Annotated in this window: 23 protein-coding genes; 15 read left to right on the forward strand and 8 right to left on the reverse strand. The window is 62.7% G+C overall.

Annotated elements, in window-relative coordinates; translation table 11 throughout:
* Window positions 1–77: 77 nt before the first annotated feature.
* Both ACF8EA_RS13950 and ACF8EA_RS13955 read left to right on the forward strand, forming a co-directional pair.
* Window positions 78–299, forward strand: coding sequence for a VF530 family DNA-binding protein (locus ACF8EA_RS13950; RefSeq protein ID WP_021785724.1), 222 nt, complete (start codon window positions 78–80; stop codon window positions 297–299).
* Between the two features lies 1 nt (window position 300).
* Complete coding sequence (locus ACF8EA_RS13955; protein WP_392522363.1) at window positions 301–936, forward strand: Pr6Pr family membrane protein; 636 nt, start codon at window positions 301–303, stop codon at window positions 934–936.
* A gap of 160 nt (window positions 937–1,096) precedes the next feature.
* Here ACF8EA_RS13955 and ACF8EA_RS13960 read toward each other — a convergent pair whose 3' ends face one another.
* From ACF8EA_RS13960 to ACF8EA_RS13975, 4 genes are all read right to left on the reverse strand, one after another.
* Window positions 1,097–5,623 carry a hemagglutinin repeat-containing protein gene (locus tag ACF8EA_RS13960; protein WP_392522365.1) on the reverse strand — a complete coding sequence of 1,509 codons (4,527 nt, stop codon included), beginning with the start codon at window positions 5,621–5,623 and terminating at the stop codon, window positions 1,097–1,099.
* Window positions 5,624–5,650: 27 nt separating this feature from the next.
* Window positions 5,651–7,336 (reverse strand): ShlB/FhaC/HecB family hemolysin secretion/activation protein, encoded by a 1,686-nt coding sequence (locus tag ACF8EA_RS13965; protein ID WP_021785721.1) that lies wholly within the window; start codon window positions 7,334–7,336, stop codon window positions 5,651–5,653.
* A gap of 160 nt (window positions 7,337–7,496) precedes the next feature.
* A complete protein-coding gene (locus tag ACF8EA_RS13970) occupies window positions 7,497–8,051 on the reverse strand; it encodes a murein L,D-transpeptidase family protein (RefSeq protein WP_010952551.1) in 555 nt (184 codons plus the stop codon).
* A 22-nt stretch (window positions 8,052–8,073) separates the two neighbouring features.
* A complete protein-coding gene (locus ACF8EA_RS13975) occupies window positions 8,074–8,625 on the reverse strand; it encodes an NUDIX hydrolase (protein WP_021785719.1) in 552 nt (183 codons plus the stop codon).
* 123 nt (window positions 8,626–8,748) lie between these two features.
* Here ACF8EA_RS13975 and ACF8EA_RS13980 point away from each other — a divergent pair, with 123 nt between their 5' ends.
* From ACF8EA_RS13980 to purT, 5 genes are all read left to right on the forward strand, one after another.
* On the forward strand, window positions 8,749–9,348 hold the full coding sequence (locus ACF8EA_RS13980; RefSeq protein ID WP_021785718.1) for a CoA pyrophosphatase: 600 nt from the start codon (window positions 8,749–8,751) through the stop codon (window positions 9,346–9,348).
* A gap of 44 nt (window positions 9,349–9,392) precedes the next feature.
* A complete protein-coding gene (locus ACF8EA_RS13985) occupies window positions 9,393–9,917 on the forward strand; it encodes a gamma carbonic anhydrase family protein (protein ID WP_021785717.1) in 525 nt (174 codons plus the stop codon).
* 1 nt (window position 9,918) lies between these two features.
* Entirely contained in the window at window positions 9,919–10,110 is a 192-nt protein-coding gene (locus ACF8EA_RS13990) for a DUF1289 domain-containing protein (RefSeq protein ID WP_162149608.1), read from the forward strand.
* 195 nt (window positions 10,111–10,305) lie between these two features.
* Entirely contained in the window at window positions 10,306–10,773 is a 468-nt protein-coding gene (locus ACF8EA_RS13995; protein ID WP_021785715.1) for a VUT family protein, read from the forward strand.
* Between the two features lie 76 nt (window positions 10,774–10,849).
* Window positions 10,850–12,031: a formate-dependent phosphoribosylglycinamide formyltransferase gene (purT, locus tag ACF8EA_RS14000; RefSeq protein WP_392522366.1), complete on the forward strand. Its 1,182-nt coding sequence runs from the start codon at window positions 10,850–10,852 to the stop codon at window positions 12,029–12,031.
* Window positions 12,032–12,068: 37 nt separating this feature from the next.
* On the opposite strand, the gene ACF8EA_RS14005 is transcribed toward purT, so the two are convergent.
* From ACF8EA_RS14005 to ACF8EA_RS14015, 3 genes are all read right to left on the reverse strand, one after another.
* Entirely contained in the window at window positions 12,069–13,367 is a 1,299-nt protein-coding gene (locus tag ACF8EA_RS14005) for an MFS transporter (RefSeq protein WP_021785713.1), read from the reverse strand.
* 269 nt (window positions 13,368–13,636) lie between these two features.
* The gene (locus tag ACF8EA_RS14010) at window positions 13,637–14,842 is read right to left on the reverse strand and encodes a transporter associated domain-containing protein (RefSeq protein WP_103443796.1); all 1,206 of its coding nucleotides are present in this window, start codon (window positions 14,840–14,842) and stop codon (window positions 13,637–13,639) included.
* Window positions 14,843–14,851: 9 nt separating this feature from the next.
* Window positions 14,852–15,661: an inner membrane protein YpjD gene (locus ACF8EA_RS14015; protein WP_021785711.1), complete on the reverse strand. Its 810-nt coding sequence runs from the start codon at window positions 15,659–15,661 to the stop codon at window positions 14,852–14,854.
* Window positions 15,662–15,972: 311 nt separating this feature from the next.
* On the opposite strand from ACF8EA_RS14015, the gene ffh reads away from it, so the two are divergent.
* From ffh to ACF8EA_RS14045, 6 genes are all read left to right on the forward strand, one after another.
* Window positions 15,973–17,349: a signal recognition particle protein gene (ffh, locus tag ACF8EA_RS14020; RefSeq protein WP_003252139.1), complete on the forward strand. Its 1,377-nt coding sequence runs from the start codon at window positions 15,973–15,975 to the stop codon at window positions 17,347–17,349.
* A 259-nt stretch (window positions 17,350–17,608) separates the two neighbouring features.
* Window positions 17,609–17,860: a 30S ribosomal protein S16 gene (gene rpsP / locus ACF8EA_RS14025; RefSeq protein ID WP_003252142.1), complete on the forward strand. Its 252-nt coding sequence runs from the start codon at window positions 17,609–17,611 to the stop codon at window positions 17,858–17,860.
* 5 nt (window positions 17,861–17,865) lie between these two features.
* Complete coding sequence (gene rimM, locus ACF8EA_RS14030; protein WP_003252144.1) at window positions 17,866–18,402, forward strand: ribosome maturation factor RimM; 537 nt, start codon at window positions 17,866–17,868, stop codon at window positions 18,400–18,402.
* A gap of 3 nt (window positions 18,403–18,405) precedes the next feature.
* The gene (gene trmD, locus ACF8EA_RS14035) at window positions 18,406–19,158 is read left to right on the forward strand and encodes a tRNA (guanosine(37)-N1)-methyltransferase TrmD (protein WP_003252146.1); all 753 of its coding nucleotides are present in this window, start codon (window positions 18,406–18,408) and stop codon (window positions 19,156–19,158) included.
* A gap of 42 nt (window positions 19,159–19,200) precedes the next feature.
* Window positions 19,201–19,551 (forward strand): 50S ribosomal protein L19, encoded by a 351-nt coding sequence (gene rplS / locus ACF8EA_RS14040; RefSeq protein WP_003252148.1) that lies wholly within the window; start codon window positions 19,201–19,203, stop codon window positions 19,549–19,551.
* Window positions 19,552–19,645: 94 nt separating this feature from the next.
* Window positions 19,646–20,053: an acyl-CoA thioesterase gene (locus ACF8EA_RS14045; protein ID WP_014592194.1), complete on the forward strand. Its 408-nt coding sequence runs from the start codon at window positions 19,646–19,648 to the stop codon at window positions 20,051–20,053.
* 3 nt (window positions 20,054–20,056) lie between these two features.
* Here the strand turns inward: ACF8EA_RS14045 and ACF8EA_RS14050 are convergent, their stop codons facing one another.
* Complete coding sequence (locus tag ACF8EA_RS14050) at window positions 20,057–21,862, reverse strand: sodium:proton antiporter (RefSeq protein WP_103462987.1); 1,806 nt, start codon at window positions 21,860–21,862, stop codon at window positions 20,057–20,059.
* A gap of 68 nt (window positions 21,863–21,930) precedes the next feature.
* Between ACF8EA_RS14050 and xerD the strand changes: the two genes are divergently transcribed.
* Window positions 21,931–22,827: a site-specific tyrosine recombinase XerD gene (gene xerD / locus ACF8EA_RS14055; RefSeq protein WP_003252154.1), complete on the forward strand. Its 897-nt coding sequence runs from the start codon at window positions 21,931–21,933 to the stop codon at window positions 22,825–22,827.
* Between the two features lie 153 nt (window positions 22,828–22,980).
* On the forward strand, window positions 22,981–23,724 hold the full coding sequence (locus ACF8EA_RS14060) for a thioredoxin fold domain-containing protein (RefSeq protein ID WP_104962463.1): 744 nt from the start codon (window positions 22,981–22,983) through the stop codon (window positions 23,722–23,724).
* Window positions 23,725–23,796: the final 72 nt, after the last annotated feature.

The raw sequence follows: 23,796 nt of genomic DNA on the forward strand, positions 1-23,796 counted from the left end.
CGATTTTCTGTCGACTCGACTGATCCCTCCCACCACTACACTCGTGTAAGGTGCGCATCTTTCCTACGGAGCACAGCATGAGCACGGCCCAACACAACGCGCTGCACGGCAAGACCCTTGAACAGATCCTCACCGAGCTGGTGGCGCATTACCAATGGCCTGGCCTGGCCGAGCGTATCGATGTGCGCTGCTTCAAGAGCAACCCGACCATCAAGTCGAGCCTGACGTTCCTGCGCAAAACACCTTGGGCGCGGGAAAAGGTCGAACAGCTGTACGTGAAGCTGCAGCGCCAGGCCTGACATGTCGCGTCGCCCTTGGCTGACCGGTATGGCTGTGCTGGGCTGGTTCGGCCTGGCCGTGCAGGTGAACCTGGTGCTGCTGGCGCGTTGGCAGGAACAGGCCAGCCTGATTGGCGGCCTGATCAATGTGTTCGGCTACTTCACCGTGCTGACCAATACCCTGGTGGCGACGGTGCTCAGCTATGCCGCGTTCGGTCGGGAAGGTCGTGGTAAACGCTTTTTCCTGTCGCCTTCAGTCAGCACTGCTGTGGCCGCCAGTATCGTACTGGTGGCGCTGGCCTACAGCGTGCTGCTGCGTCATTTGTGGCAACCACAGGGTTGGCAATGGCTGGCGGACGAGTTGCTGCACGACGTGATGCCGGTGCTGTATGCCTTGTACTGGTGGTGCGAAGTGCCCAAGGGCCGCTTGCGGCTATGGCATTTGCTGGTGTGGGCGGTGTACCCGGCGGTCTACTTTGGTTATGCGTTGTGGCGGGGGAGCGAGATTGGCGTGTATGCCTATCCGTTCATTGATGTGGCCAGTCTGGGGTATGGGCAGGTGATGCTCAACGCCCTTGGGGTGCTGGCGGGTTTCTGGGGGATAGGGCTGGTGTTGCTTGGGCTGGATCGGTGGCGGGGGCTGCACAGGTTGGCTTGACCTGTACCGGCCTCTTCGCGGGCAAGCCCGCTCCCGCAGAGAAATCACAAGCCCAGGGGCTGTGGTATTCGCTGTGGAAGCGGGAGACTCGCGGCCTGGGTGTCAGCAGCAGGGCACAAGATTTCTGAAATCCCCAAATTGCCTGGGCCGCGATGGCGTCTTAGTGCTTCTTCCCTTGCATGCTCGAAACCCATTGCTCGCTGCGACTATGCCCACTGGTCCTCAACACGCCCAGGTCCAGCGCATTTTCGCCATCCGCCGCCATTTTGCTTTTGGCTATCTCGGCGATTGCCGTGCCCAGATCCACCGGTGAGTTCGACGCATCCAGCGACAGGTCTCGGCGATAGTCATTACCGCTCAGCGTTTCCTGGGTGACCAAGTTGGCGTCGAGCCTCACGTCGCCCTTGGCCGACTGCAAGCGTGCCCCCACCAGATGAGCGTTGCCACCGACCTGCAGGTCGATGCCGTCGCTGCTTTTCAGCGTGGTCTGACGCGCCACATTGTCGTGCTGTGCATGCGACACGTCGAGGCTGACGGTTGGCGAGAACCCTGGGTCTGCCTTGCTCAGGGCCGAACCGGCCGTTTTCTCGACCTTGCCTCCCAGCGGGCCAGCCACCGATTTGGCCGCGTTGACATAGCCCTGCGGGTTTTTCTCCTGGCTCAGCCTGACATCGCCCTTCACGCTCAGGGTGTCGACGCTGTCCTTGAGGCTGGCGATGCGCAGGTCACCGTCGATTGTGCCGCCAATATGCCCTGCATCCAGGGTGGCACTCTCGATGCGGGTATCGCCGCGGCTTTGCAGGTCGATGCGTTCGGCGCGCAGGTCACTGGTATTCCAGGTGAGGTTGTCGCGCTTGTCGAGCTCTACCTTGAGCCGGCCATGCAGGCCGCGGGTGTCCAAGGCGCCCTTGGCCATGTTGAAACCAGCGCCGGCCGAGATGTCAAGGTTGTCGCGTCGCTCCTGGCTGGAAGAGGCTTCAACCAGCATGCCGCCATTCGAGGCGTCTAGGGTGATCTGTTCGGCCGAGGCCTGCAGGCCTTGCAGGTGCAGGGCGATGTCCTCGCGGGCGCTGCTGCTCAGGGTCAGTGTGCCGTTGCTGGCAAACTGGGCATCGACCGCCTGCCGTGCTTGTTCGTCTTGCTTGCCGTGGCTGAAGTGGCCGCCGATGGCTCCCCCCTTGGTCTGGCCAGCCTTGGCCGCCAGCTCCATGCCTCCACCCAGGTTGCTGCCTGCGGCTTGCTGGGTATTGCTGGCCGCCTTGACCTGCAACTGGCCGCCACTTTGCACCTGTATGTCGGCGGCCTTGGCCTCGCGGCTACCAATGCGCGTGCCTTCGAGCAACAGGTCGCCTGTGCTGGTCAGCTTTACCTCGCCCTTGGCGTCGATTTGTGCCACTTGTGCCTTGCCCTGCGTGCTCAGCTTTTGGCCATGGTCCAGATACCCCCGGCCATCGACACCGGTGCTGCCCGGGCGGTTGCCGACTTTGGCCCAGGCATTGCCATCGAGCTGGCGTGACTGCTGTTCGGCCTGGTCGGTCGCCTGGGGTAAGGCCAGCGACCCGGCACTGTGCATGACCACGCTGCCTTCACCGCCATCGATGCGGGCCCCTTCGTAGCGGCCATCGCTGCCCAGCTGTACCTGGATACCCTGTTGCCCGTAAAGGCTGCCGGGTACGGCGGTACTGGCAATATCCTTTTTATCCAGCGACCCTCCTTTGCCGGCGGCGCGTACGTTCAAGTCCTCGCCGGTGCTGGTGTCCAGGCGCGCGTCGCCACCATAGGCCAAGCGTTGAACGGTGGTTTCCTGGGTATTTTCGGCGGCGCTCACCTGGTGCTGTTGCGCCTCGATTTTCAGCGAGCCGGCATTGGCCCGCCAGGCTGTGCCCTGGTCGGCCAGTGTGTCAGCCTTGACCTCGACCTTTGCTGCGGACAACTCGCTGACCTGAGCAATGCCACGGCGCTGGTTTTCCAGGCGCTTGAGGTGTTCAACCGTCATGTCGGCCCCCACGCTGGGCGGCGCCATGGCGTCTTCGGGCGAGGCTTGCTGGAAGCGCGGGGCTTCCTCACCCAGCACCAGGCGCTCGATAGGGCGGGTCAGGTCGCGGTATTCGATGCTGGCGCCCAGGCTACCCGACCAGTCGTCACGGCTTTGTTCATGTTCATGGGTATCCTGCACCGCACGGTTGTCGATGCGTTTGGCGTTCACCTGCAGGGTGTTGCCGGCCTCGACGTGCGCGGCCTCGGTGAGCAGTGCATCACTGCGCAATTTCAGATCGCCGCTGGCCTGCAACGCGCTGCGCTGCACCTTGCTTTCGCGTTCGGCTTGCACCCCGCGGTTGTGGTGGCCTTCGAACAAACTGCCCAGGCGGTCGATGCCACCGGTTACCGTCAGCCCGCCACCACTTTCGGTGGTGCTGGTGGCTGTGTCACGGTCATTGCGGGTCGCCCCCAGTGTCACTTCCCGCGCCTGCACATCGAGGTCGCCGGCAGTGGCCTGGGCCTTGCTGCCGTTGACCTGCAGGTGCGCGCCGCTGCTCATGCCCACCGAGGCGCCTTTGAGCTCACTGGCAACCTGGGTGGTCGCGCGCTGCTTGGCGGTGGTGGTAACGACCTCATAGGCCACGCCGGCTGCGTACTGGCGGGACTCCGGCTTGCCATCCTCGGCTTCATGGGTCTGTCTGGCGCTGGCCGTGAAACCGCGTTGTTGGTCGCGGGTTTCGCGTTCATCGACCGATTGCGCACTGCCAATCAGCAGGTCGCCTTTGGCTTCGACTTGCAGATGCTTGCCTGATTCGACCTTGGCGCCCTGGATGCGCATCTCTTCGGCGCTGGCCAGGCGCAGGTTGCTGGTCGAGCTGACGTCGCTGACCAGTACCTGCTGTTTGCGGTCCGTGCTTTCGTGCTTGCTGCCGATCAGGCCGAACAGCTTACTGTCGCTGGTGCGCTGGGTGGAGGTCGTGCTGCCATGGTCTGCCTCGATGGCCAGCGAACCTTTATCGCTGTAGAGCACCGCGTCCTGTTTGCCGAACACGGTGCTGCCTTTGATGGCAACCTGGTCGGCTCTCACGGTGAGCTCACCATCGCTGGTTACCGTGCTGCCCGCGACGACCTGGCCCTTGGTGTCGTTACCTTTTCGATCGCCAAAGAATGTACCGGATACCAGGTCGCCTCGGTAGTCGCGTTGGGTACCGTGTTCCTGCAAGGTGGTGGTGCCGATGTCGGCCTGTTTCGCCTGGATAGCCAGATCGCCGAGGCTGTGCAGGCTGCTGCCCTGTACGTTGAGGTTGTCGCTTGCCTTTATCGACATGTGCCCGGCGCTCAGGGTACTGCCCTTTGCGGTTTCCTTGAGCTGGTCGCTATCGCTGTCACCGCGCCATAAATCCTTGCGATGACGCACCTGCTGTTCGGTGCGTTTGCTGTCGATGCCGGCGAGGATGTCCAGGCCGGCACCGCTGTCGACCGTCAGCTCGTTACCGGCGTCCACCCTCGCGGCGGTCATGCGCATGTCGTCGCCGGACTGCAACAGCACGCTCTCAGTGCCCAGCAATTGACTGCCCTGTTGTTGCTTGTGGGTGGTGGTGGTCTTGCGGTTGTAGGTTTCACGGGTGACGAACCAGAACTTCTTGTTCCAGCTGTCACTGTCGTGCTTGATGTGCTCGATTGTCTTGGCGTCCAGGGTGAGCTTCTTGCCGGCCCTTGCTTCGATTCGCTGGGCCTGGCCGTCGACCGTTTCAAGCATCAGGTCATCGGCAGCGGTGAGTTTCAGTAGGCCACGCTCGCTGCGCAGCTCGGTCGGGCGGTCGCCAGTGCCGCTGACATGCAGGCCCCCGGCCGAGCTGATGTCGACCCCCTCGGCGCCCAGAATCTGTGAGGCCCCCACACGCACACCCGCGCCTTCGGCAGTACTTACCACACGGATACGCCCGGCGCGCATGGCGCCGAACAGGCTGGCGTCAATGCTCGAAGAGGGGCTGGGCAGGTGTTCGACCACCTCGCCGTTGCGGCTGTCGATACGGTTGCGACCGACGGTGATGTCGAGCGTTTCGCGGGCCATGAGCAGGCCTTTGCTGTCTACGCGCGGTGCGATCAGTTCGAGCGCGCCACCGGCATTGTCCTGACCACGCTCCAGTACCTGCAGGGTGCCGCTGGCAGTGAGCGTATCGAGGTACCTGAGCTGCTGCTCCTCGAATTGTGGGGTGCCCACCACGAAGCCCGCGCGGGTGGTGTTGATGAAACTGCCGCCGTTGAGGGTGATGCCATTGGGGTTGGCCAGGATGTAGTCGGCCGGGCGCCCGAAGATTTCCTGTGGCCCCTCGATCAGCGAGGCGTTGCGGCTGACCACTTCGTTAAGAATGGTCGAGGCGGCCTGGCCCTGAAACTGCGGGTTGGCCGCCAGGGCACCGGCCAGTTGCGATTGCCCGGCTGCGGTGGCGTTGTTCAGCACCAGGCCTGGGGTGCCAACGTTGTAGTCGATGAACTGGTTATGTGACAGCCCCCTGGCGTTGGGCGGCACGATGTCGATGACCGGTACCCCGTGGCCGTTGTGGATGACCGGGGTACCCCCGGGGCCGCTGGCTGCTTCCAGCCCGGTCTGAGCCAGTGCGGCGCTGGGCCCGAACACAGCGAAGAAGATTGCCCAGCGCAAGGTATCCGGGCGAACAGGCGGTAACTGCGAGAGTGTTTGCATTTTCTCGTTCTCTTTGTTGTGGGTGAATCAGATGTTCAGGGTCCAGTCCAGTACCCAGAAACCGGGCTCCAGCCGCGGGCGGGGCAGGTCGCTGGTGTACAGGGCGCGTTGGTAGTCCAGGCGCAGGCGGCTGCCGGGCAGGCTCAGTTCCAACCCTGCGGCGGCCCCGGCCAGGCGCTGCGACGGTTTGCCTTCGGCGGTACGAACCCAGCCCTGGTCCAGGCCGATGTAGGGGCGTATTTCGAAGGGGTGGGCCCAGGTCAGTGGCAGCGCTTGGCTGAACGTATTGCGCCAGACAGCGCTGCTGGCACCGGAGTAAGTGCGCAGACGAAAGCCGCGGACAGCCGAATCGTCGCTGACCAGCAGTTGTTCGACGGCAGGCAACGGGTCGCGGCTGTACTGCAGGGCCAGCTCGCTCTGCCAGCGCCAAGGTTTGGGTGCCGGGCCCTGACGCAGGTGCAGCAGGTTGGCGCGGTATTTGCGAAAGTCCGGGCGCAGGCGTTGAGCACCCAACGGCGAACGGTCGGCACCCAATGCGTCAATGCCTTGGGCAACGCCGAAGTAGCCGTTCCACAAGCCACTTTCGAGCCACAGCAGGTTGATGCCGGCCTCTACCGTGGTCAGCGTCGGGCTCTGCTGGACGATAACCGCGCCAGCGGTGCGGTTGACCAGTTGTTTGCGGTCCAGTCGGGCGCTGGCGCTGAGCATGCCTTGCTGGTTGCGCCACAATACCCGCTCGATACTCAGGCCCTGATAGCTGCTGCTGCCGTCGGCAGCCTTGTCGCTGTAGGGGAGGGGGGCTTGATAACTTAGCTGGCTGGCGCTGAGGGCAAAGGTCCAGGCGCCGTAGGGGATGCTGTAGTACAGCGATATGCCTTGGCTTTGGCCGGGCGTATCGAGCACCGTGCTGGTCAACGACAGGCGCAGCTCATCATTGAGGCCAAGCGGGCTGTCCAGGCCAACGCCGAGGGAGATGCGGTGGCGGCCGGTCAGCTCGCTGCCACGGTTGTCGAAGCGGCTGTCCAGGTGCCAGCGTGAACCAACCTTGCCTGGCTGCACGACCACGCGGGTGCCGCCCTGCAGTTCGCCGGGCAGCAAGGTGGCGCCCAGTTCATAGGCGCGTAGGCGGTTGAGCTGGTCCAGGCCTTGCTCAAGGTCGGGCAGGTACAGTGGCTGCCCAAGCAGGCCTGGGAAGGCATTGGAGAGAGACAGGGGCAGGTCGGGGCCTGCCAGTTCGATGGTTTCGACAAAGCCTTCGACAATGACGATGTCCAACGGCATGCCCTCTGCTGGGGGCTGCCGCAGGTAGGGGCGGCTGGTTGGGTAGCCGGCTTGTACATAACGTTGGGTGATGGCTTTGAGCAGCCGGTTGATGTCGGCGATGCCCATGCAGGCAGGTGTGAAAGCACGGAGGGTCGGCGCCAGTGCCGAGTTCGAAAGCCGGTGCATGCCCGCCACGCGCACGCCATCGACTGCCCAGCAGCGATCGTCGTGCGGGCGGCGGGAAGTGGTGGTGTTGGTCGCTTCAACCGGGGCGGGTATACGCTGCCAGCGTTCCAGCCGCTGCTGTTGCTCCAGCTGCCGCAGCCCCTGCTGTTGATCGCGCAGCTGCTGGCTGGCAGGGTCGTCGGCCAGCACCTGGGGAATGGACAGCAAGCCAGAAAGGCAACCGGCCGACAGCCAATGGGCAATGCGGTGAATCAGGCACGGCATTGAAGCACCCCGCAAATGATGTACGGTTTTCGTACTCGTCTGCGTGGATGCTAAAAATTAAGTCACTCGCCTGGATGCAGTACCCTGCCTAAGCACCTGTAAGGCAGGTTCTCGCAAAACGGTGGGAAGGTTCCTACAACCGTTACCGGAAGGCCCTATATCAAGGCCGGATCTCGATCAGCGTTCCATCCCGTACCAAGTCCCACACTTCCTGCATGTCGCGGTTGCGCATGGCAATGCACCCATCCGTCCAGTCCAGGGTATGGAAGTACCATTCCGGGTACTCATCGTTGATCGGCGTGCCGTGAATCATGATCATGCTGCCGGCATTCACCCCTGCCCGGGTCGCGCGGGCGGCATCGCTGATGTTCGGGTAATTGATGTGCATCGCCAGGTTGAAGCGGTCGCTTTGCTTGCGCCAGTCCAGCCAGTACAAGCCCTCAGGGGTTTTCTTGTCGCCTTCGCGTTCCTTGGCGCCCTTGGGCTGCTTGCCCAGCGAGATGCGGTAGGTTTTCAGCGGCTCGCCACGGCTGATCAGCTGCAAGCGGCGCTCGGACTTGATCACCAGCACCTTGTCGATCAACGGTTGCATGGCTTGCTGCGAAGGCGATGGGGTTTGCGCTGCCGGCGCGGGCTTGCGGATGATGGTTTCGGTGAAGGCCGCCTGGGACACCGAGGTAACGCAAAGGCAGAAAAGGGCAAGCAACCAGCGCATGTAACAGTATCCCTGAAGGCTTTTAGGTGTGTGGCGAGACGTTCATCGGCGGCAGGTATTCATGGCCTATGGGGTAGTGCTGGCCGATGCGGTCGCGATAGTAGCATTCTAGTGTGCGAGTGACGGTGCGGAAAGCCAGCTCGTCCCACGGTATCTCATGTTCTTCGAACAGGCGCACCTCCAGGCTTTCGACCCCGACGGCAAAGTCCAGGTCCGCCAACTCGGCGCGGAAGAACACATGCACCTGGCTGATGTGTGGTAGATCGAACAGCTGATACAGGGACGTCGGCCCGACCCGGGCGCAGGCTTCCTCGACGGTTTCGCGACGTGCGGCCTGGTCGAGGGTTTCGCCGTTTTCCATGAAACCGGCGGGCAGGGTCCAGAAGCCCCGGCGCGGTTCGATGGCGCGGCGGCACAGCAACACCTGGCTGCCCCAGGTTGGCAGCACGCCGGCCACGATGTTGGGGTTCTGATAGTGGATGGTCTGGCAAGAGCCGCAGACGTACCGCAGGCGGCTGTCGCCCTCGGGGATCTGCTGAGTGACCGGTTGGCCGCACGCGCTGCAGAATTTCATGTGTGGTTCCTTATGTTCAAGGCTATCTTGGCGCGGCCACCGTGCCGCCGCAAGCGCTGGGGCTTGGGTGCTTCACGGCTTTGGTGCATCATGCAACACAGGACCTGGATACGAGCGTGCGCAATGCTGGACGAGCTACTTCGCCGAATGAGCAACCACCAACCCGCATCACTGGAAACCGACAGACGGTTCCCCGAAGCGGCGGTCCTCTTGCCCATTACCCGCAGCGAAGCGCCCGAACTGGTCTTGACCCTGCGCGCCAAGGGGCTGTCTACCCACGGTGGTGAAGTGGCCTTTCCCGGTGGCCGTCGGGACCCGGAAGACCCGGACCTGGTATTTACTGCCCTGCGCGAGGCTGAAGAAGAAATCGGCCTGCCCCCTGGCCTGGTGGAGGTGATTGGCCCGCTCAGCCCGCTGATTTCGCTACATGGCCTGAAAGTGACGCCATTCGTCGGGCTTATTCCCGACTTCGTCGAATATCGCGCCAATGATGCCGAGATTGCGGCAGTGTTCACCGTGCCGCTGGAGTTTTTCCGCCAGGACCCGCGCGACCATACCCACCGTATCGATTACCAGGGCCGTAGCTGGTTCGTGCCAAGCTATCGTTATGGCGAATACAAGATCTGGGGTTTGTCGGCGATCATGATCGTCGAGCTGGTCAACCTGCTGTTCGATGCCGGTATCAGCCTGCATCAGCCGCCGGAGCGTTACATCGAAAATTGAGCGGGGCCTACCCCGCCGTCTGCGTCGCAGCCTGAGGAACAAGCATGAAATATCGCCTGGGCGACCTGCGGGTCGAGAGCCACCCCACCAGTTGGGCCGCACCCAACGCCACGCTCATTGGCCGCGTGCGCCTGCAAGCCAATGCCAGTGTGTGGTTTGGGGCGGTGTTGCGCGGGGATAACGAGCTGATCGATATCGGCGAAGGCAGCAACGTGCAGGATGGCACGGTGATGCACACTGACATGGGCTCGCCCCTGACGTTGGGCAAGGGCGTAACCGTCGGCCACAACGCCATGTTGCATGGCTGCACGGTGGGCGACTTCAGCCTGGTCGGTATCAACGCCGTAATCCTCAATGGTGCGCGCATCGGCAAACACTGCATCATCGGCGCCAACGCACTGATTGCCGAGGGCAAGGAAATCCCGGATGGTTCGCTGGTGATGGGCTCGCCGGGCAAGGTGGTACGCGAACTGACCGAGCAGCAGAAGCGCATGCTTGAAGCCAGTGCCGCACATTACGTGCACAATGCCCAGCGCTATGCGCGGGATCTGGTGGTTGATGATGAGTGAAGTGGTCGAGCGGCCGGTGGCTTCGCCGTGTGTGAGTATTTGTGCGCTGGACGAGCAGGATATCTGCACCGGCTGCCAGCGTACCGTGGCGGAGATTGGTCGCTGGGGGCGGATGGACAATGATGAGCGTCGGGCGGTGCTCAAGCGTTGCCATGAACGGGCGGTAGAAGCCGGCCTCATCTTGCAGGCCTGACGCGAACCTGTGGGGGCGGGCGTGCCGGCGAACACCGGCGAAGCCGGTGCCATGCACCGCAGTGGCAGCTTCGCGGGCACGCCCGCTTCCACAGGTACAGCGTCAGCCTTTGGTGCCTCACAACATCTGTGGGAGCGGGTTTACCCGCGAACGGCCCAGCGGTAATCTGTGCGGCTTGCCCACAGACTGCCCGCCATGTTCTATCTGATTGCCTACATCAGCAGCGTAGTGCTGATCAACTACGCCTTCTCAAGTGCCCCGCACCTGGACATCATCTGGTCCGCCTGGGGCGGCCTGGTGTTTATCCTGCGTGACATGGTGCAGACCCGCTTCGGTCATGGCGCCCTGTTCGCCATGCTGGTGGCTCTGGTGCTGTCCTATGTCACGTCGGAGCCTGCGATCGCGCTGGCCAGCGCCAGCGCATTTTTCATCTCCGAGCTGATCGACTGGCTGGTGTTCAGCATCACCCGTCGGCCCCTGCGCGACCGCCTGTGGCTCAGCTCGGCGTTGAGCATCCCGGTGGATACCTTCATTTTCTTCGGCATGATCGGCGCTCTGACCCCGGCAGTGATCGGCACCGCGATGGCCTCGAAGTTCGCCGGTGTAACGGCGGTGTGGCTGGCCATGGCATTTCGCGCACGGCGGGCCGCCGTCGCCGGTTGATGGTGTAGAATAGCGGTCCTTTTTCAGCGGGTGGCGCCCAGTCTGGCGCGGCCCCGGATGCCTTCGAGGACCTGAAATGACCCGTATCGGAACCCCATTGTCGCCTACCGCGACCCGTGTACTGCTCTGCGGCTGTGGCGAGCTGGGCAAGGAAGTGGTAATCGAGCTGCAGCGCCTGGGCGTCGAAGTAATCGCCGTCGACCGTTACGCCAATGCTCCGGCAATGCAGGTGGCGCACCGCAGCCATGTGATCAACATGCTTGATGGCGTTGCCCTGCGCGCGGTAATCGAAGCCGAGAAGCCGCACTACATCGTTCCGGAAATCGAAGCCATCGCCACCGCCACCCTGGTCGAGCTGGAAAACGAAGGTTTTACCGTGGTGCCGACCGCCCGCGCCACCCAGTTGACCATGAACCGCGAAGGCATCCGCCGCCTGGCTGCCGAAGAGCTGGACCTGCCAACCTCGCCGTACCACTTCGCCGACACCTATGAAGACTACGCCAAGGCCGTAGCCGACCTGGGTTACCCGTGCGTGGTCAAACCGGTGATGAGCTCGTCGGGCAAGGGCCAGAGCCTGCTGCGCAGCGATGCTGACCTGCAGAAGTCGTGGGACTATGCCCAGGAAGGCGGTCGCGCTGGCAAGGGTCGGGTGATCGTCGAGGGTTTCATCGACTTCGAATATGAAATCACCCTGCTGACCGTGCGCCACGTGGGCGGCACCAGCTACCTCGAGCCCGTCGGCCACCGTCAGGAGAAGGGCGATTACCAGGAGTCCTGGCAGCCACAGGCCATGAGCCCGAAGGCGCTGGCCGAATCGCAGCGCGTGGCCAAGGCGGTCACCGATGCCCTCGGCGGTCGCGGCCTGTTTGGTGTGGAGCTGTTCGTGAAGGGCGACCAGGTGTGGTTCAGCGAAGTGTCGCCGCGCCCGCATGACACCGGGCTGGTCACCCTGATTTCCCAGGACCTGTCGCAATTCGCCCTGCATGCCCGCGCCATTCTCGGCCTGCCGATTCCGGTGGTGCGTCAGTTCGGCCCGTCGGCCTCGGCAGTGATCTTGCCCGAAGGCCAGTCCCAACAGACCAGCTTCGCCAACCTGGGCGCAGCGCTGAGCGAGCCGGATACCGCCATTCGCCTGTTCGGCAAGCCGGAAATCAACGGTACCCGTCGCATGGGTGTGTGCCTGGCGCGTGACGAATCGGTCGAACTGGCGCGGGCCAAGGCGACGCGTGCAGCTCAGGCGGTCAAGGTCGAGTTCTGATCCGAGAGTGCTGGGGCCGCAAAGCGGCCCCAGTCGCTTACAGCGCGGTATTGCGCGTCTCTTTCAGGCACAGCACGGCAATCAGGCTGATCACCGCCGCCACCGACACATAACCCCCCACCCAGCTCAACCCGCCCATGCTCACCAGCTTCTGGGCAAAGAACGGAGCCGCCGAGGCGCCGACGATACCGCCCAGGTTATACGCCGCCGAGGCCCCGGTATAACGTACGTGAGTCGGGAACAGCTCTGGCAGCAGTGCCCCCATCGGCGCAAAGGTCACGCCCATCAGGAACAGCTCAATGGCCAGGAACAGCGCCACGCCCGTGGTCGATCCCGAGGTCAGCAGTGGCTCCATGGTAAAGCCCGAAGCTATCGCCAGCAGGCCGCCGACGATCAGTACCGGCTTGCGCCCGTAACGGTCACTGAGCCAGGCCGACAACGGTGTGGCCAGTGCCATGAACACCACCGCGAAGCACAGCAGGCCAAGGAACGTTTCGCGGCTGTAGCCCAGTGTGGTCACGCCGTAGCTCAGCGAGAACACCGTGGAAATGTAGAACAGCGCATAGCACACCACCATGGCCGCAGCGCCCAGCAGGGTTGGCAGCCAGTATTTCGAGAACAGGTCGACCACCGGCATTTTCACTCGCTCATGGCGGGCAACGGCCTTCGCAAACACCGGGCTCTCTTCGAGCTTCAGGCGCACATACAGGCCAACCAGTACCAGGGCGGCGCTGAGCAGGAACGGAATACGCCAGCCCCACTCGCGGAACTGCTCGTCGCTGAGCACCAGCGCCAGGGTCAGGAACAGGCCGTTGGCAGCCAGGAAGCCGATTGAAGGGCCCAACTGCGGGAACATGCCAAACCAGGCACGTTTGCCTTCCGGAGCGTTCTCGGTAGCCAGCAAGGCCGCGCCACCCCATTCGCCCCCCAGGCCCAGGCCTTGGCCAAAACGCAGCAGGCAGAGAATGATCGGCGCCCACACGCCAATGCTGTCATAGCCCGGCAGCACGCCAATGGCGGTGGTGGATACGCCCATCAGCAGCAGCGAGGCGACCAGCGTCGACTTGCGGCCGATGCGGTCGCCAAAATGGCCGAACAACGCCGAGCCCAGTGGGCGGGCGAGGAAGGCGATACCGAAGGTGAGGAAGGCGGCCAGCATTTGCGCGGTGCCCGACCCGGACGGGAAGAACACCGGGCCGATCACCAAGGCGGCGGCGGTGGCGTAGACGTAGAAATCATAGAACTCGATGGCCGTGCCGATGAAGCTGGCGGTGGCTACCCGCGCAGGCGAGTTGACTGGCGCGGCGGGTGCTTGGGCGTAAGTGCTGCTTGTCATTGAATAGGTCCCTGACAGTCTGGTCCGGCTCCATGGGCTTGGCCCGCGATGGCATGCCATGTAAATGGCACGGTTACGCGGACGCCGGAGCGTATTGTTGTGTGCGCCCGACTGACGATAGCCCAAGGGGGGGTAGGGGCGGGGCGGGTACTGTTCGGGGGTGTTGACGCAGGACCGCAAGGCATATCAGTGGAGCGGACTGGCCGTGGAGCGCCGGGTGCGGGTAGCAGGCGTGACGGCGGGGCTGGGTAAGCGTGACCCGAGTATAGCTATCGGGTCACGGTCCACACCAGTACCTTGCTGGCGCAATTGTCCTCTGTTTCAAGGATTTCCAGGCGATAACGGCCTATCTTCAGGCAAACAGCGCTTTCCGGGATGCTTTCCAGCGCTTCGGTAACCAGCCCGTTGAGGGTTTTCGGCCCGCCGTCGCAGGGCAGGTGCCAGCCCAGGGTGCGGTTGATTTCGCGTAACGAAGCGGTGCCATCGATGACGAAGGTGCCATCGGGCTGCGGGTGCACATGCGGGTTGTCCAGGCTTTGTTCGTCCTCGAACTCACCGACGATCTCTTCGAGAATGTCTTCCAGGGTGACGATACCCAGTACTTCGCCGTACTCGTCCACGACCACGCCCAAGCGGCGTTGCTGCTTGTGGAAGTTCAACAACTGCATTTGGAGGGGCGTGCTTTCCGGTACGAAATAGGGTTCGTAGCAGGCGCCGTGCAGCGCTTCGAGGGTCAGCTCGGCCTTGGGCAGCAGGTGACTGATCAGCTTGGTGTTGAGAATCGCTTCGACTTGGTTGATGTCGTTGTGGTAGACCGGCAGGCGGGTGTGGCGGCTGACGATCAGTTGCTCGATGATGCGTTCGATCGGCTCGTCGAGGTTGATACCATCCACTTCGTTGCGCGGCACCAGGATGTCGTTGACGGTGATCTTGTCCAGCGACTGCAGGCCGTCGAGCATGCCATGGCGAGGCGCTTCGTGCTGTTCATCCTCATCGAAGTCGTCGGCATCCTGCGCGTGCAGGGCCACCGCTGTGGGCTGTGCACGGAACGGGCGCAGAATCAGCTTGGCGGCGCCGTCCAGCAGGCAGGCCAGTGGCTGCAGCAGGGCGAGGGGTACTTTCAGCAGGCTGGCCCCAAGGCTCACGAACGCCTGCGGGTTACGCCGGGCCAGGCGTCGCGGCAGGTATTCGGCAAACACCAGCAAGGCGAGGGTGGCGGCCATGCCTGCCAGCCAGAAGCCGTGCTCGCCACTCTGGCGCTGGCCGACCAGGCAGGCCAGCCCCAGTACCAGCAGCTTGCCCAGGCTGGCGCACAGCACCAAGGCCTGGGCTGGCAGCACGGGCTGGCCGTCTTCGCCGGCGCGCAGTGCGCCATTGAGCTGCAGGCGGGCAGCATCCACAGCGGTGAACAGCGCTGACCACAAAAGGGCCAGTGCCAGAGTGCCGAATAGCGGTGCGTACGGCAGGGTGTTCATGGGCGGCCGTCAGATATGCAAGATGAATTCGCGAACCAGCTTGCTGCCAAAATAGGCCAGCATCAGCAGGCAGAAACCGGCCAGCGTCCAGCGGATGGCCATGTGGCCCCGCCAGCCCAGGCGGGTGCGGCCCCACAGCAGCACACTGAACACCACCCAGGCGACACAGGCCAGCAAGGTCTTGTGCACCAGGTGCTGGGCGAACAGGTTGTCGAGGAACAGCCAGCCGGAGATCAGCGACAGCGACAGCAGGCACCAGCCGGCCCAGAGGAAGCCGAACAGCAGGCTTTCCATGGTTTGCAGCGGCGGGAAGTTGCGGATCAGCCCGGACGGGTGCTTGTTCTTCAGCTGGTGGTCCTGCAGCAGCAACAGCAGCGACTGGAACACCGCGATGGTGAACAGCCCGTAGGCCAGGATCGACAGCAGGATATGCGCAAGGATGCCGGGTTCTTCGTTGATCAGCGGTACCGTACCGGGTGGCGCGAACTGGGCCATCAGCGCGGTCACCGCACCCAGTGGGAACAGCAGCACCAGCAGGTTTTCCACGGGTATGCGCAGGCAGGCCAGCAGGGTCAGGGAGATGACGGCCACGGCGATCAGGCTGGCGGCGCTGAAGAAGTCCAGGCTCAGGCCCAGCGGGGTGATCAGCTGGAAGAACAGCGCACCGGCCTGGGCCAGGACCGCGATGACACCCAGCAGGCCAAGCAGGCGCTTGTCGGCCTTGCGGCCCTGAGACAGGTATGAGCCCTGGTAGATGGCCGCCGCTATATATAAGCCGGCAGCGATCAGGTTGGGGATGAGGCTTGGAGAGGAGACCATAAGTCCTGGGTGGCGAGCCTTAAAGAGACGGAGTTTGGCATAGATTCTGCCGCTCTAGGAAGACTGAAGGGTTGTGTCAGGGCATTCGCGGGCACGCCTGCTCCCACAGGTATGGCGCAGGCCTGCAAGCAGTGAGGATCCTGTGGGAGCGGGCGCGCCCGCGAAGAGACCAGCACAGGCACCGAATATCTACCAAGGTGTGCGTCGCCGCTGCACTTCGCTATAATCGCCGCCTTGCTGTGCCCGGCGGGTGTGTATTTCCCCCCTGGCACCTGACAAACCTCGGCTTTACTGGGCCTGAAAGGATCACCATGTTCGAAAACCTGACCGACCGCCTGTCACAGACGCTGCGCCATGTCACCGGCAAGGCCAAGCTGACCGAAGACAATATCAAGGACACGCTGCGCGAAGTGCGCATGGCCCTGCTCGAGGCCGACGTTGCCCTGCCGGTAGTCAAGGATTTCGTCAACAGCGTCAAGGATCGTGCAGTCGGTACCGAGGTGTCGCGCAGCCTGACCCCGGGCCAGGCCTTCGTGAAGATCGTCCAGGCCGAGCTGGAAAGCCTGATGGGCGCGGCCAACGAAGACCTCGCACTGAACGCCGCCCCACCTGCTGTGGTGCTGATGGCGGGCCTGCAGGGCGCCGGTAAGACCACCACCGCCGGCAAGCTGGCGCGCTTCCTTAAGGAGCGCAAGAAAAAGAGTGTGATGGTGGTGTCTGCCGACGTTTATCGCCCGGCGGCGATCAAGCAGTTGGAAACACTGGCCAACGATATTGGCGTCACCTTCTTCCCGTCCGATATCAGCCAGAAACCGGTGGCCATCGCCGAAGCCGCCATCCGTGAAGCCAAGCTGAAGTTCATCGACGTGGTCATCGTCGACACCGCCGGCCGTCTGCACATCGACGCCGACATGATGGACGAGATCAAGGCGCTGCACGCGGCCGTCAAACCGATCGAGACGCTGTTCGTGGTCGACGCCATGACCGGCCAGGACGCTGCCAACACCGCCAAGGCGTTTGGCGAGGCGCTGCCGCTGACGGGTGTGGTACTGACCAAGGTCGACGGTGATGCCCGTGGCGGTGCCGCGCTGTCGGTCCGTGCAATCACCGGCAAGCCGATCAAGTTCATCGGTATGGGTGAGAAGACCGAGGCACTCGAGCCGTTCCACCCCGACCGCGTCGCTTCGCGCATCCTCGGCATGGGCGACGTGCTCAGCCTGATCGAGCAGGCCGAGCAGACCATCGACAAGGCCAAGGCCGACAAGCTGGCCAAGAAGCTGAAGAAGGGCAAGGGCTTCGACCTCGAAGACTTCCGCGACCAGTTGCAGCAAATGAAGAACATGGGCGGCCTCGGCGGCCTGATGGACAAGCTGCCGAGCATCGGTGGGGTCAACCTCTCACAAATGGGCAACGCCCAAGGCGCGGCCGAAAAGCAGTTTAAGCAGATGGAAGCGATCATCAACTCCATGACCCCGGCCGAGCGCCGTGACCCTGACCTGATCAGCGGTTCGCGCAAGCGCCGTATTGCGTTGGGTTCCGGTACCCAGGTGCAGGATATCGGCCGGCTGATCAAGCAGCACAAGCAGATGCAGAAGATGATGAAGAAATTCTCTGCCAAAGGCGGCATGGCCAAGATGATGCGCGGCCTCGGTGGGATGCTGCCAGGTGGCGGCATGCCAAAGCTGTAACCCCTGATCCGGGTGCCTGCCTTTTGTCGGGCAGGCGCCCAGAACCCCCGCTGTAGCGGGGCAACAGCCGCGAATTTCGCGGCGCAACCGGCAAATCTGGACGGCAGGGCGAGGCCTTGCCGAAAAAGTCATTTGCAAATGTCCGTGTATTCCCCGAGAATATGCGGCCTTTTGGGCACCCGTGTGCCTATTTGGCATTCAGATTTGCAGTACCAGCTGCTGTATCAACTGCAGCACCGACTATAGGAACGATGTTCACATGGTAACCATTCGTCTGGCCCGTGGCGGCTCGAAAAAGCGCCCATTCTACCACCTGACCGTGACCAACTCGCGTAACGCCCGTGACGGCCGTTTCGTTGAGCGCGTAGGTTTCTTCAACCCAATCGCTGCTGGCGCCGAAGTTAAGCTGTCGGTCAACCAAGAGCGCGTCACCTACTGGCTGAGCCAGGGTGCACAGCCGTCTGAGCGTGTTGCTCAGCTGCTGAAGGAAGCTGCCAAGGCCGCTGCCTGAATAGTATGAACGCGACGCCAGAAAAGGCTGACGACCTCATCGTCGTTGGCAAGATTTTTTCGGTTCACGGCGTTCGCGGCGAGGTGAAGGTGTATTCCTTTACCGATCCGATTGAAAACCTGTTGGATTATCCACGCTGGACGCTTCGGCACGAAGGCAAGGTAAAGCAGGTCGAGCTGGTCAGCGGTCGTGGCTCCCAAAAGGGCCTGGTCGTGAAGCTGAAAGGTCTCGACGATCGCGATGAAGCCCGTCTTCTGAGCGGTTACGAAATCTGCATCCCGCGGAGCCTTTTGCCCAACCTGGCTGCCGACGAGTACTACTGGTACCAGTTGGTGGGTCTGAAGGTCATCAACCAGGACGAACAACTGTTCGGCAAGGTCGATCACCTGTTGGAGACCGGTGCGAACGATGTAATGGTGGTCAAGCCCTGCGCAGGCAGCCTGGATGATCGCGAGCGTCTGTTGCCCTATACAGAGCAATGTGTGCTGGCAATCGACCTGGAAGCAGGCGTGATGCGGGTCGAATGGGACGCGGACTTCTAAACGATGGGTAACCTTCGCGTAGACGTCATCACGTTGTTCCCCGAGATGTTCTCGGCCATCACGGAGTACGGCATTACCAGCCGCGCGGTGAAACAAGGGTTGCTTCAGGTGACTTGCTGGAACCCGCGGGACTACACCACAGATCGTCACCACACGGTAGATGATCGGCCGTTTGGCGGTGGTCCGGGCATGGTGATGAAAATCAAGCCTCTGGAAGACGCCCTGGTTAGCGCCAGGCAAGCGACCGGAGCAGCGGCGAAGGTGATCTACCTTTCGCCACAAGGCCGCAAGCTGACTCAGCAGGCGGTCAAAGGCCTGGCCGAACAGGAATCGTTGATCCTGATCGCCGGTCGTTATGAAGGCATCGACGAGCGCTTTATCGAGGCTCATGTCGATGAGGAGTGGTCGATTGGTGACTATGTGCTTTCCGGTGGCGAGCTGCCGGCCATGGTACTGATCGATGCGGTTACGCGGCTGCTGCCCGGAGCTTTAGGGCATGTGGACTCGGCGGAAGAAGATTCTTTCACCGACGGTCTGCTCGATTGCCCGCACTACACCCGGCCTGAGGTGTATGCGGATCAGCGTGTTCCCGACGTGTTGCTAAGTGGCAACCATGCACATATCCGGCGTTGGAGGATGAAGCAGTCCCTTGGTAGGACCTTCGAACGACGCGCCGATCTTCTGGAAAGTCGCTCGCTTTCTGGAGAAGAGAAGAAGCTGCTCGAGGAATATCTCCGCGAGCGGGACGATAGTTAAACGTATCGATGGTGGATCGCGTATCCATCTTAGGAGCACAGCATGACCAACAAGATCATCCAGCAGCTCGAAGCCGAGCAGATGAGCAAGGAAATCCCGACCTTCGCACCAGGCGACACCGTTGTCGTTCAGGTTAAAGTGAAGGAAGGTGAGCGTTCCCGTCTGCAGGCGTTCGAAGGCGTCGTTATCGCCAAGCGTAACCGCGGTCTGAACAGCGCCTTCACCGTGCGCAAGATCTCCAGCGGCGTTGGCGTAGAGCGTACCTTCCAGACCTACAGCCCGCAAATCGACAGCCTGGCCGTGAAACGTCGTGGTGACGTGCGTAAAGCCAAGCTGTACTACCTGCGCGACCTGTCCGGCAAAGCCGCTCGCATCAAGGAAAAACTGTCCTGAGTACAGTTTGCCCGGTGGCCGAGGCCGCCTAGCGAGAAAGAAGCAGCCTTCGGGCTGCTTTTTTGCGTTTTGAACCCCCGAAAATGTGATTGCCATGACTACCCGAGACCAGGAAATCCAGCGCCGCACCGAACTGTCGGTTACCCGCGTGACCAAGGCGGTGTTCCCCAATACCACCAACCACCACAACACCCTGTTCGGCGGCACCGCCCTGGCCTGGATGGACGAAGTGTCGTTCATCGCTGCCACGCGTTTCTGCCGCCTGCCGTTGGTGACCGTGTCTACCGACCGCATCGATTTCAAGCACCCGATTCCGGCGGGCTCGATCGTCGAGCTGGTGGGTACGGTGATCAAGGTCGGCAATACCAGCTTGCAGGTGCAGGTGGATGTGTTTGTCGAGAACATGTACCTGGATGGCCGTGACCGTGCGATCCATGGGGTTTTCAGCTTCGTCGCCATCGACGAGGACAAGCGCCCGGTGCCCGTGCTGCCAGGCGCCTGAGTGTCACGGCTCCGGTGCTGGCTCGATCAATGCCACCAGGGTCCAGCCCGGTTGTGGCTGCAACGGGTTATCAGGGCTGGCTACATGAACCCAGCCATGGTCATCGCGTGCGAACAGCAAGTGTGCACGCTCGCCATGCAGCGCCTGGTAGGCGTCCCAGCCAAAGCCTTCGGTCAGGGTGGTGCTATACAACTCGGCGCCCTGATGCATGCGGTTGGCCAGTTGCAAATAGGTCATCGGCTTGGCCCCCAATAGATGCCCGCGGTGCTCTTCGGCCGCCCGATGTTTGTCACTGCGTTGTTTCTCCAGGCCACTGGCTAGCACGAATAGCCGGTTGTGCCCGAAATCGTGACGGAACCTGGCGCAGGCCAATGCATTGATTTCGCCGGCAGGAGAGAGGCCCAGCAAGTGCCCGAGGCCGACCAGGTCCAGATGGGCGTCGGCATGCTGCGAGGCCGGGTTGCCAAAATAGGTCGTGAGCCCGTCCATGCGCGCGGCGCGGATGTTTTCCCAGCTGGAGTCCGTCAGCAAAACCCGGCAGCCCAATTGCTGAAGGGTTTTGGCGATGGCCCGGGCCGGCTCGTTGGCACCGACGATGAGAAACCCGCTGGGGGCCGGTTCGGCGACCTTGAGCAAGCGTGCCAGCGGCCTGGCCGTGGCGCTTTGCAGTACCACCGTGCCGATGATTACCGCGAAGGTCAACGGTACCAGCAGCAAGGCATCCTGGTGGCCGGCCTGGTCCAGGCGGATGGCAAAAATGGCTGAAACGGCTGCGGCAACGATACCGCGTGGAGCAATCCAGGCCAGCAGCGCGCGCTCCCGCCAGTTGAGTGTCGAGCCCAGTGTGGCCAGCCAGACGCTGAGGGGGCGTGCCAGCAACTGGATCACCAGCAACAGTGCCAGCACGGCAGGGCCAAGGCCTAGCAGGGCATGCAGGTCAAGGCGTGCAGCCAGCAGGATGAACAGACCGGAAATCAGCAGCACACTGAGGTTTTCCTTGAAGTGCAGGATCTGTCGCACATCAACCCCGCGCATGTTGGCCAGCCACATTCCCATCACGGTGACCGCCAGCAGCCCCGACTCGTGCACGATCTGGTTGGCGGCGATGAAAATACCCAGTACCGCCGCCAGTGACGCGAGGTTGTGCAGGTATTCTGGTAGCCACTGTTCGCGCATGATTTGCCCCAGCAGCCAGCCCCCAGCCGCGCCCAGGGCGGTACCGCAGAAGATCACGCCGGCGAAGGTAACAAGGCTCTGGCTCAGGCCGTTACCCTCGGCGCTGGCGATGATGAAGCTGTATACCACCACGGCGAGCAGCGCGCCGATCGGGTCGATCATGATCCCTTCCCAGCGCAGGATATTCGCGATCGCTGCCTTTGGCCGCACCACGCGCAGCATGGGCACGATCACCGTGGGGCCGGTCACCAGGGTCAAGGTGCCGAAAAGAATCGCCAGCGGCCAGTCGAACCCGAGCAGCCAGTGGGTTGCCAGTGCAATCACCAGCCAGGTGACCAGTGCACCCACCGTGACCAGGCGATGCACCACGCTGCCGATCTCGCGCCACTGCGACAGGTGCAGGGTCAGGCTGCCTTCGAACAGAATCAGCGCTACCGCCAGCGACACCAGCGGCATCAGCAATGGGCCGAACAGCGCCTCGGGATCGAGCCATCCCAGCGCTGGGCCGGCAAGGATCCCGGCCAACAACAGAAACAGAATCGCCGGCAGCTTCAGGCGCCAGGCCAGCCACTGGCAGGCGAGCGCTGCTGCGCCGATACCGCCCACACTCAGAAGGATCTGCTGTTCGTTCATGCGGGCTCCCTATGCCGGCGTTGTTATGAAAGACTAAGCGCCATTTCCTCGTTTGCCACCGAGATTTCATGCCCGCCCTCGACCACCCCCTGATCGACCAGTTCCTTGACGCCTTATGGCTGGAAAAAGGCCTGTCCGACAACACCCGCGTGTCCTACCGTAGCGACCTGGCCCTGTTCAATGGCTGGTTGCAGGAGCATTCGGTATCGTTGCCAGACGCCGGCCGCGACCTGATCCTCGATCACCTGGCCTGGCGCCTGGACCAGGGCTACAAGCCACGTTCCACGGCGCGTTTCCTGTCCGGCCTGCGCGGCTTCTTCCGTTATCTGCTGCGTGAAAAGCTGGTGGCCATTGACCCGACCCTGCAGGTCGATATGCCGCAATTGGGCAAGCCGCTACCCAAGTCGCTGTCCGAAGCCGACGTCGAAGCCTTGCTGCAGGCTCCGGACCTGGGCGAAGCCATTGGCCAGCGCGACCGTGCCATGCTCGAAGTGCTCTACGCTTGCGGCCTTCGGGTCACCGAACTGGTCAGCCTGACCCTTGACCAGGTCAACCTGCGCCAAGGTGTGCTGCGGGTAATGGGCAAGGGCAGCAAGGAGCGCCTGGTGCCCATGGGCGAAGAAGCTGTGGTGTGGCTGGAACGCTACCAGCGCGATGGCCGCGCCGAACTGCTCAACGGCCGGCCCAGCGACGTGCTGTTCCCCAGCCAGCGCGGCGAGCAGATGACGCGCCAGACCTTCTGGCACCGTATCAAGCACCACGCACGGGTTGCCGGCATCGACAAGCCGCTGTCGCCGCACACGTTGCGGCATGCCTTCGCCACCCACCTGCTCAACCACGGCGCCGACTTGCGTGTGGTGCAGATGCTGCTGGGCCATAGTGACCTGTCGACCACGCAGATCTATACCCACGTTGCCAAGGCCCGTCTGCAGCAGTTGCACGCCCAGCATCACCCACGTGGATGAATGTTTTTCATGTTCCGCCGACCGGTCTTTGCGACCTCCTTCACGGGCAGCGTGATGTGGTAGGCTTGGGCGGTTTGCACCAAGGGCCGCACGGTCACCGCGTATTTTCCGCAGGTGGCGCCCTCCGGCCCCTGTCCGCCTTCAGGAGTTCCCATGCGCGTGACCCAGTTTTTCGCCGCCGCCGCGTTGGCACTGGCCAGTACTTTTGCCGTTGCTGCGGCAACCGATAGCAACGCCGGTGCCGAGCAGGCCATCCGTAAATCGTTGCAGAACCTCGAGCTGGAAGTGCCCGTGGAAAGCGTGGCCAGCAGCCCGCTCAACGGCCTGTATGAAGTCAAGCTGCAGGGCGGCCGCGTGCTGTATGCCAGCGCCGACGGCCAGTTCGTGATGCAGGGCTACCTGTTCCAGATCCAGGACGGCAAGCCGGTCAACCTCACCGAAAAAGCCGAACGCCAGGGTATCGCCAAGCTCATCAACGGCATTCCAGCCGCCGAGATGGTGGTTTATCCTGCCAAGGGCGAGACCAAGTCGCACATCACCGTGTTCACCGACACCACCTGCCCGTACTGCCACAAGCTGCACGCCGAAGTGCCCGAGTTGAACCGTCGCGGTATCGAAGTGCGCTATGTCGCCTTCCCGCGCCAGGGCCTCGGTTCGTCGGGTGACCAGCAGTTGCAGGCGGTGTGGTGCTCCAGCGACCGCCGTGGGGCGATGGATAAAATGGTCGAAGGTAAAGAAATCAAGGCCGCCAAGTGCACCAACCCGGTCAGCAAGCAGTTCCAGCTGGGTCAGTCGATCGGTGTCAACGGCACGCCGGCCATTGTTCTTGAAAGCGGCCAGGTCATTCCGGGCTACCAGCCGGCACCGCAGGTCGCCAAGCTGGCACTTGCCAAGTAATCCAGTTCAGTACGCCGTCGTCATGGGGTGACGGCAAGTTTCACGGTCGGCAAACGTGTCGGCCGTTCAATG

Source organism: Pseudomonas sp. YQ_5 (assembly GCF_043103305.1).
Classification (GTDB): domain Bacteria; phylum Pseudomonadota; class Gammaproteobacteria; order Pseudomonadales; family Pseudomonadaceae; genus Aquipseudomonas; species Aquipseudomonas putida_Y.